This is a genomic window from Flavobacterium aurantiibacter (assembly GCF_002251775.1).
Classification (GTDB): Bacteria; Bacteroidota; Bacteroidia; order Flavobacteriales; family Flavobacteriaceae; genus Flavobacterium; species Flavobacterium aurantiibacter.
The window spans coordinates 21,080-29,675 of sequence record NZ_NOXX01000227.1 but is presented as its reverse complement, the minus strand read 5'-3'; the positions used below and the strand labels follow the sequence as shown (position 1 = coordinate 29,675).

General features: G+C 38.2%; 5 protein-coding genes. All 5 read right to left on the bottom strand.

Features of this window, described 5'->3' with window-relative positions:
• Positions 1-955: 955 nt before the first annotated feature.
• Genes CHX27_RS14880 through CHX27_RS14860 form a run of 5 tightly spaced genes read right to left on the bottom strand, consistent with a single transcriptional unit; the run spans position 956 to position 8,125 of the window.
• The gene (locus tag CHX27_RS14880) at positions 956-2,572 is read right to left on the bottom strand and encodes a type I restriction-modification system subunit M (protein WP_094487546.1); all 1,617 of its coding nucleotides are present in this window, start codon (positions 2,570-2,572) and stop codon (positions 956-958) included.
• A 4-nt stretch (positions 2,573-2,576) separates the two neighbouring features.
• Positions 2,577-3,455 (bottom strand): protein adenylyltransferase Fic, encoded by an 879-nt coding sequence (gene fic / locus CHX27_RS14875; protein WP_094487545.1) that lies wholly within the window; start codon positions 3,453-3,455, stop codon positions 2,577-2,579.
• Positions 3,452-4,651 (bottom strand): restriction endonuclease subunit S, encoded by a 1,200-nt coding sequence (locus CHX27_RS14870; RefSeq protein ID WP_094487544.1) that lies wholly within the window; start codon positions 4,649-4,651, stop codon positions 3,452-3,454. The genes fic and CHX27_RS14870 overlap by 4 nt, the downstream gene beginning before the upstream one ends.
• Positions 4,648-5,127, bottom strand: a complete 480-nt coding sequence (locus CHX27_RS14865) for a GxxExxY protein (protein ID WP_094487543.1) — start codon at positions 5,125-5,127, stop codon at positions 4,648-4,650. Before CHX27_RS14865 ends, CHX27_RS14870 begins: the two co-directional genes overlap by 4 nt.
• Positions 5,128-5,161: 34 nt before the next feature.
• Complete coding sequence (locus CHX27_RS14860) at positions 5,162-8,125, bottom strand: type I restriction endonuclease subunit R (RefSeq protein WP_094487542.1); 2,964 nt, start codon at positions 8,123-8,125, stop codon at positions 5,162-5,164.
• Positions 8,126-8,596 lie beyond the last annotated feature (471 nt).

The window sequence follows — 8,596 nt, the reverse complement described above, 5'->3', positions numbered from 1 at the left end:
TGTGGGTTAAGCCGGGAACATGAAACGTAAAAGGGTGAACGTCGCAAAGTCTTAATACTTAATACTCTAATCTTGATACTAATAAATCCGTCTTTGCGTACTTTGCGTAAATCTTTGCGCTCTTTGCGGTTAAACCTTCAACAAGCTGCTGCTCCGACGGTACGTATGGGTTCGGGCAGCAAAACGATACGTGAAGTGCTGAACTTATTTTGGGGACGTACACTTCAAAATGAAATTTTGTACGTATCAGTACGTAGTAAACTTAGTCGGCTACTCAGTTGTGTAGGTTTTAAACCTTGTATTGAGGGTCTCCTACGCTATTATATGGGTTTCGCACCTTGTTTAGTAGGTCGGCGACTCAAAAAACTTATACGGCGACTATGTTTTATTTGTTTCAAACGTAATTTAATAGGTAGACAACCACGTAAACTGATAGCGCGGCATACTAAACTAGGTAGCCCACTTAGTTGTATACGTCTGTATACGTACACATGTTAATATATTGTGCATTTTTCGATGAAATTTGGCAGATAAAAAAACCGCTTCGTTGCGGAAGCGGTTCTCGTATTTGTGGGCGTGCTGCATTATGCACTTGGGCTCGTTGGTGCAGCGTACTTTCGAGGTAACCTCACAGTCGGGAGCGTTTGGGGAGCGCGGGGGAGTTTTTAGCGTCAAGCTATTTTCTGGAAGAAAGTGTAAAAGCGTTTAACCCTACTTGCATTCCAAACCCGTCGAATTCGACGGGTTTAGACATATTATTTCCAAAGTCCCAAAATATTCAATAGTATTTCAATAAGGCATCTAATTAGAGCTGTTAGCAGTAGTTTTAGAACGGCCTAACTTTCTTTGTAATAAGGTTCGTATTGGCTTTTCTTAAATCAATGAAAACTTTCCTGTCTGCGCTTAATAACACTTGCTAGCAATCTACCTATAATATTCACTGGGAACTCCATTTTTATATTGGCGGAAGGCCTAACTCTTTTAAAAATTTATTATGTGTCTCTCTTGCTTTTTTAATATCTTCATCAAGAGCGACAAGTTTTTTGTTTACTTCGTGCAAGTCGATTATCGCTTCGTCTTCCGAAGTACTTACATATCGTGAGATATTTAAGTTGAAATCATTCTTAATGATTTCGTTCATAGATACTCTGCGGGAGTACCGAGTTTCTTCCTTTCGGTCTCTATAAGTTTCAACAATTTTGGCAATGTTTTCAGGCAGTAAGTTATTCTGACGTTTCCCTTTTTCAAAGTGGTTAACCGCATTGATAAACAAAACATCATCAAATTTTTTGCACTTTTTTAATACCAAAATACAGACAGGAATACCTGTTGAGAAAAACAAATTTGCTGGAAGTCCGATTACCGTATCAATGTTTCCGTCTTCTAATAGTTTTCTTCTGATTCGTTCTTCTGATCCACTTCTAAATAAAACACCGTGGGGCAATATGATTGCCATTGTTCCCTCTTTACTCAGGAAGTGAAAGCCATGTAACAGAAAAGCAAAGTCGGCTGCTGATTTTGGTGCAAGTCCATAACTTTTGAAACGAAAATCTTGACCCATTTCTTCCGATGGTTCCCAACGGTAGCTAAACGGCGGATTGGCTACAATAGCATCAAATTCTAATTTCTTGGATGGGTTTATTTCGTTTAAAATATCCCAATCGTTCACTAAAGTGTCTCCGTGATGAATTTGGAACTCCGTGTCTTTAACTCCATGCAACAGCATGTTCATTCGGGCTAAGTTGTATGTGGTTATGTTTTTCTCTTGTCCGAATATTTTGCCGATTGTTCCACCTGCATCTGTCATTCTTTTACGGACGTTGAGCAATAACGAACCTGAACCACAAGCAAAGTCCAATACTCGTTCAATCTTCTTCTTTTCGCCTTTGCTTGGGTCTTGGCTGTCAAGTGTTACAATTCCCGAAAGAATGTCTGAGATTCTTTGCGGTGTATAAAATTCTCCTGCCTTTTGTCCTGAACCTGCTGCAAATTTGCCAATCAGAAATTCGTAAGCATCGCCCAAGTAGTCGACACTTTGTCCTTTGTCAAATGCTTTTATGCCTTCTGCAATGGTCTGAATGATGTTGCAAAGTTTCTTGTTTCGTTCTTCGTAGTTCTTGCCGAGTTTGTCGGAATCCAAATTGATTTCAGAAAACAAGCCTTGAAAGGTGCTTTCAAAAGATTCATTTTCGATGTATTTAAAACCTTCCTGCAAAGTGCGAAGCAATTCTTTGCTTTGGGTTTTAGCCAATTCTGCAATACTGTTCCATAAATGAGAAGGCTCAATCACATAATGAACTTTTCTCCGCATCTGCTTTTCAAACTCTGCCACATCGGCTTTATTCTGTTCATACCAAACAGCAAGCGGCGTTCGTTTGTCGTTGTCTTGCAATACAGGGTAATCTTTTCCTAATTCCTTTTTTGCTGCTGTTTCATAATTGTCGCTTAGATAGCGTAAAAACAGAAATGAAAGCATGTAATCGCGAAACTGGTCAGCATTCATTGCTCCACGCAATTCATCTGCGATTTTCCAGAGTGTATTTCCTAATTGTGTTTGATTATTTTCTGTCATCTGTTTAATTTTCTTCGTAGTAATAGGAGTAATCAATGCCTTTCATAAACATTTCCCTATCGTTAATTTTCTTGGTAAGCGCAGTTTTTATTAGTTGCAATAACACTGAGCTATCCACGGTACTAATAATCATGGCGTTCATATAGCTCGCTTTGCTGATTTTACTCCAGTCAACACATTTTTTCAATTGTTTTTTCAGTATCAAATCCAACCATACCCGGGTACTTCTGCCATTGCCTTCCAAAAAGGGGTGTGCTTTGTTCATTTCAGCATACTTAAAAATTATTTCCTCCAGTGTATTTTGCGGCATGGCATCTATTTCTTGCAATGTGCTCTTTAAATGCTGGGCATACACAAACTGATATCCGTCTTTTGAAATGCTTTTTACTCTGATTTGCCCTGCAAAATCATACAAGCCGCCAAACAGATAAGCGTGTATTTGTTGCAAGCCCCTGGTAGTACCTACTTCAAATTCATTTATCAAATTGCTTTCAAACAAGGTGTAAGCTTTCTTCTTACTTTGCCCGTCAATACTGGTATCGCTGTATAGAAACCAGTCTAAAAATTTAGCAGCTTTATTATTCGGAAAATGTTTCGCTAAATCAACAACCCCCTGGCTATCTAAAGTATCGGTATTGTATTTTTTGCCATCTGTTGCTGTTAGTTTTAGTTGGGTAGTGGCACTAACCAACTGGTTGTTTTCCTTTTTTAATTTGGCTTTTAGGTATTTCCAATAATTTCGAACCTTAGTATAATCGCTTTCCTCATTTAATACACTTACAATATCCAATACACTAAACCACCACTTGGCATGTTCATCATCCCAAACAGCTCGCACTTCACGGTCATCAAAAAAACGGATAGATATTTTTTGATTACTCATGCTGTTACTTCATTTACATTAGGAAACAACCCTTGCAATAAACCTTTTTTATGCAGTTGCAGTGCTTCCAGTTTTTCAATCTGTCCTTTTATAAAATCATCAACGGAGGAAAGTGTATCAGCAATATTTTCTTGTTCTTTCGGGTCTTCTGGTATAAGCAAAGGACAATTCAAAACATCTTCTTTCCGCAGATTGGTTTGTTTTACACCATCATCGAATGCCAAGAAATAAGGATTTCTGTTTAGCAAGTAGTATAAAATCTTGCTATTTACATTTCGTGGCGTAATCCTGCAAATACGTTGATTTACGGTATAGCGATTATCTTCTTCGACTAAAAAACATTTTGCAATGGCTTTACCGTTTGGAATATCACTCAACACCATTAATACATCGCCTTTGGTTGCAGGCAAAAAAGCGGTATTAGTGAATTTCTTTACTTCGCCATCTTGTGAAATGAATTTTGAATTCACAACTATAAATTTGCCATCGTCTGCAATATCCTGTTCGTGGGCTTTACCGTTTTCGTAATCTGCAACTTGTGTTAACGTGGTTTCTTGCCACTCCCCACTATCCTCAAACTGCTTAAACCGAAACTTAGGAACGGTTTCACCTGCTTGCGGCAACAGGTTTTGCAGTAAGCTCTTTTTGTGTTCTTTCAGCACGTCTAGCTTTTGGCTCTCGGCTTTGATGACTTCATCTAAGGACGAAAGACAATCAGCGATTTTTTGTTGTTCTTTCCGACTATTAGGAATTGGAACTGGAATAGACTTTAGTTTGCCGAGTGTAAGTTTTGGTGGTGCTGCACCTGTGATAAATGGACTTAAATCCAATTTAACTAAATAGTTTTCAAGAAGCGTATCTTCAACTCCAGTTGGTTTCAATACATGTGCGTGATTATTTACCCAATACTTACCTTCAGCTATAAAAGCAGTTTTCTCATAAGCTCCCCATTTTGCACCATCTTCACCAATAAGAAGTAACCTTTCATTGAAAATGAAATCCTTTACAAAGTCAATGATTCCACTTGCTCCATAATAAGGATATTCACCCTTTTCTCGAAGATTACTTGTTAATGGTTTGCGTAGGTTATTTAGAACTTCACAAGTTTCATCAATAGTTTTCCTTTTCCATATTTCATTTATAAACTCAGGAAAGCGAAGTTTCGGCACCAATTTGTTTTCGTTGTTCTTACTCATTTGTCTGAATTAAGATTTTTTGGATGGGAAGATTGTAGGATTTTTTCTTCGGATGAAATCCTGTCATCCTTTAATCCTTTTAATCTTAAGTCTGACTTATTTTCCGGGTGATTTACATTATACACCCGTTTAAATTCCAAACTTTTTGCTCCGAAGTTGATTAATAACCCTATGGGTAAATTATAGGCTTGACAGTAGTTCATTGCTTGTGCCAAATGCACATCTTCCAATTTTATTAATGCTTTTAGCTCTACCATTATATTGTCTTCCACAAAAAAGTCCACTCTTCTGGTACCAATATCATGTCCTTCATAGTAAATGGTCATTTCCATTTCACGATTAAAGCTTAATCCCTGCTTTTGCATTTCAATAGCCAAAGCACGTTGATAAATGACTTCCTGAAAACCATTTCCCAAAATGGTATGTACTTTCATAGCGCAACCAATTATTTTGTGTGTCAATGCTTCATGTTTCATAATCCTATCATCCTTAAATCTTAAAAATCATAATTCAGACATCATAGGCTTTCAATCCACTAATTTCCCGTCCTTCGGCCTTCTTTTTTAAAATAGGTGTCAATTCGTCCATCAATGCCAGTTCTCTTTTGGTACGTTCTTTCCAACCTAAATCCAAGGGTTCAAAAAGTTCACTTAGTTTATCGGCATCAAAAATCATTCGGCTAATGATGGCATCGGTAAATTGTTGCAATGCCGCATTCTCCAAACCATTGTTTTTAGCTATTTCCGCTAATCGTTTAGCAATTTTTTCCTCTTTAAATTGTTGATAGCCGTCTTTAATTTCATGTTCGTTTAGTGCCTTGCCAACTTCTAGAGTTTTAATGTAGTCAATAATATCTTCCCGTTCTTCCATCAGGTTAGCACTGCTGCTCAATACACTAATAAGTTGGTCTCGGGTTAGTTTCAGCTTCTTCGGTGTACCTTGTGTGTATTTGGCAATTAGGTTCATGATGTAATCATAATCCACCACCGAAGAAGCAAACAGCACAAATTCAAAATCCAGTTGCTGAATATTTTCAGGAGCTTTATCACCTTCTTTTTGCTGAACTTCTTTGAGTTGCTTGGCAATTTCTAAGTACGAACTGCGAAACGAACGCAATTGCTCCTCAGGTATTAGTTCGTCAATTTTGGCTTTTTGTTCTTCGTTTAAATCCGTGTATTGGTCAAGCTGCGTTTTCAGGCGTTGCACTTCTTTAAAGCGGTTGATGAACTCCACACGGGCAGCATCGCCTTTGATGTTGTACACTTCTTGCGGTTCTGCAACCATATTTTTGTCTTGCATCCACTTTTCCATTGCTTTCACGGCTTCCTCATATTTTTCAATCACTTTCGGCGCCGGGTCAACCAACCAAATTTCTTTGGCTCGTCCCGTATTTTCTCCGCTAAACAAGGCAATTGCTCTGTCCACTTCATCTTGCTGTTGGCGGAAGTCTAAAATATTTCCATGTGGTTTGGTGTCATTCAAAATTCGGTTGGTTCGGCTAAAAGCCTGAATCAATCCGTGGAATTTCAGGTTCTTATCTACATACAAAGTATTCAAGTATTTGCTGTCAAAGCCTGTCAGCAACATGTCCACCACAATCACCAAATCAATTTTGTTTTTTCGTGGGTAATCGGCATTACTGAACTTATGGAATTTTATTCGTTGTTGAACATCTTGGTAATACAAGTCAAACTCAGTGATTTTATGGCTGGAACCATATTGTTTGTTGTAATCACTCATAATGACTTCAAGCGCTTTTTTCTTTTTTTCAGGTTCAACCTTATTATCAACTTGCTCTTGTTGTAAATCTTCCTGCAATTGCTGCACATCTTTATTTCCTTCGGCTGGTGGAGAAAAAACACAAGCGATATTTAAAGGAACAAAGTTTTCGTTCACAGAAGCTTTGTTTTCTTGAATCTGTTTGAATAGTTCGTAGTATTCAATGGCATCATTAATTGACGCCGTTGCTAATAAAGCATTGAAACGCTTACTATGCGTTGCAGCATTATGTTTTCTCAAAATTGCATGTACCACCGCTTTTTTGTGTTCCGTGCTTCCAACGGTTATATTCTTTTCAGGCTTGAAGTAGTCAATGTGAAAACGCAGTACGTTTCTGTCTTCAATAGCATCAGTAATTGTATAGTTATGTAGTGGATTTTGGAAAATATCTTTGGTTGTTACATACGAACCAAGTGTTCCGTCAATTTGCTTGTAAGTTGCATTGTCTTCAAAAATTGGTGTTCCAGTGAATCCGAATAATTGTGCATTTGGAAAAAACGCTTTAATCGCCTTATGATTTTCTCCGAACTGTGAACGATGGCATTCGTCAAAAATGAAAACAATGCGTTTATCGCTTAATGGCTGTAAGCGTTCTTTATAGTTGTTTTTGTTGGTCGGATCTAATGCCAAACCTAATTTTTGAATGGTCGTAACTATGACTTTGTTGGCATAATCTTCTGAAAGCATTCGCCTTACCAAAGTCTCGGTATTGGTGTTTTCCTCAACGCAACCTTCCTGAAATTTGTTGAACTCCTCGCGGGTTTGTCGATCCAAGTCTTTGCGATCAACCACAAAAAGACATTTTTCAATATTCGGATTGTCTTTAAGCAAGGTAGATGCTTTGAAAGAAGTGAGTGTTTTTCCGCTTCCTGTTGTATGCCAAATGTAACCGTTGCCTTTGTGTTCTTGAATAGAATTAACAATTGCTTGTACTGCATAAATCTGATACGGTCGCATTACAAGTAGCTTTTGCTCACTTGCGACCAATACCATGTATTTGCTAATCATTTGGCTAAGCGTGCATTTGCTCAAAAACTTTTCTGAAAAGTCGCCTAAATGAGTAATCTTCTTATTGGTCTCACTGGCAAATTGATAAATCGGCAAAAACTGTTCATCTGCATTAAAACTGAAATGTGCGGCATTGTTATTCGTAAAATAATAGGTGCTCGAGAGGTTGCTCACGACAAACAATTGCATGAAACAAAGTAATGAATTAGTGTAGCCATTTCCTGTATCGCTTTTGTAGTCCACTATTTGCTGCATGGCTTTTCGTGGGTTTACTTCCAAACCTTTTAGTTCAAATTGAACAACAGGAATTCCATTTATCAGCAAAATTACATCGTATCTGTGATGACTGTTGCTGGTATTTATTCGTAATTGATTGATTACTTCAAATTCATTTTTACACCATTCTTTGATGTTTACCAAAGTGTAATGCAACGGCGTTCCGTCTTCACGTGTAAAAGTGTTTATTTCTCTCAATCGTTTTGAAGATGCGAAAACGTCTGGATTGATTATTTCTTTATACAATCTTTCAAACTCAGCATCTGTTAAGTTCACACGATTAAGCGCTTGAAACTTATCGCGAAAATTCTTCACTAGCGAAGCTTTGTCCTTGATTTCTTTCCTGTGAGTGTATTTCAGGTCTGTTAATCTAGCTATTAAAAAATCCTCTATTTGTTGCTCTTTAATCATATAAATTTTATGTCGTTCAAAGTTACATTTTTCATTAAGTTATGTAGCTTGTTCTTTGGCAAAAAAATATGCAAAGGTAACTTTCGCACAAATCCTACTTTACGAAATTACCCACTTCTCCCCCCAAACCCTCCCACCCATCACTATTTTTCCACCAAACCCCAGTAACCTCTCGCCCCAGCCCCGGTTGCAGCGGCAGCCCGCAGAAAAAGACGGCTGCGTGAACCGAGTTGCGGTGGCGCCGCGAGAAGCCAACTGCAACGCGTGTGAACGTGCCGTATTTTTTGAGGACTACAGCGAAAAACGGGAATAGCTTCCCAAAAACAAAAACTGTAAACCACTTTCGTTAGGCGTTTGGCTTCGTAAAATTAGTTGAGCGGGTGCGGCGGGCAAGCGGGTAATCGTTTGGCGAAAATGCAGGCGCTCTTGGTATCAATTATCCCTACTCAGTTGCTTATATTTGCGCAAATT

Coding starts and splice junctions, on each gene's coding strand:
- CHX27_RS14860 (WP_094487542.1), bottom strand. CDS start 8,125: ATGATTAAAGAGCAACAAATAGAGGATTTTTTAATAGCTAGATTAACA.
- CHX27_RS14865 (WP_094487543.1), bottom strand. CDS start 5,127: ATGAAACATGAAGCATTGACACACAAAATAATTGGTTGCGCTATGAAA.
- CHX27_RS14880 (WP_094487546.1), bottom strand. CDS start 2,572: ATGACAGAAAATAATCAAACACAATTAGGAAATACACTCTGGAAAATC.
- CHX27_RS14870 (WP_094487544.1), bottom strand. CDS start 4,651: ATGAGTAAGAACAACGAAAACAAATTGGTGCCGAAACTTCGCTTTCCT.
- fic (WP_094487545.1), bottom strand. CDS start 3,455: ATGAGTAATCAAAAAATATCTATCCGTTTTTTTGATGACCGTGAAGTG.